The 937-nt window shown below is 47.3% G+C and carries 1 protein-coding gene; it reads left to right on the forward strand.

Translation table 11 applies throughout. The features are described from left to right. Positions 1 to 937 (forward strand): DNA polymerase (locus A3766_RS05145; protein WP_231882837.1); only part of this gene is annotated, 937 nt, incomplete at both ends.

Here is a 937-nt window from a genome sequence, read left to right on the forward strand (position 1 = left end):
GGTATTGAGCTTCAAGGTATTGCGCACGATACGATGATTGAATCTTATGTGCTGAACTCCACGGGAAGTCGTCACGACATGGATACTCTGGCCGAGAAGTACTTGGGCAGAAAAACCATCCACTTTGAAGATATCGCCGGGAAGGGAGCCAAACAGCTTACCTTCAACCAAATAGCTCTAGAGCAAGCCGGGCCTTATGCCGCAGAAGATGCCGAGATTACTTTGGCGCTTCACCATGCAATCTATCCGCAATTAGAAAAGATTGAAGGGCTGGCGAAGGTTTATCATGAAATAGATAAGCCTCTGTTGTCGATTCTGTCAAAAATAGAACGCACAGGTGCGGTGGTTGACGCTCATATTCTAGGGCAGCAGAGTCAGGAATTAGCCGAACGAATTGTTGAGCTAGAGCGTGAAGCTTATGACTTGGCGGGTGAAGAGTTCAACTTAAGTTCACCAAAACAGTTGCAAGCGATATTCTTTGAGAAACTAGGGTTGCCGATCATCAAGAAGACGCCCAAGGGTCAACCTTCAACCGCCGAGCCGGTCTTACAGGAATTAGCACTTGACTACCCGCTGCCTAAGTTAATTCTTGAGCACCGTAGTCTGGCAAAACTCAAGTCGACTTATACCGATAAACTTCCGCAGTTGATTAATCCGGGAACAGGGAGAATTCATACTTCTTATCATCAGGCTGTCACCGCGACAGGGCGTTTATCTTCTAGTGATCCGAACTTGCAGAATATTCCGATTCGAAGCACCGAAGGTCGAAAGATTCGTCAGGCTTTTGTTGCACCCGACGGTTATAAGCTTATCGCAGCCGACTATTCGCAAATAGAACTGAGAATTATGGCGCACTTGTCTCAAGATAAGGGCTTGTTGGAGGCATTTGCTCAAGGAGAAGACGTACACCGTGCGACTGCTGCAGAAGTCTTCGATG

This window comes from Oleiphilus sp. HI0132, from assembly GCF_001635845.1.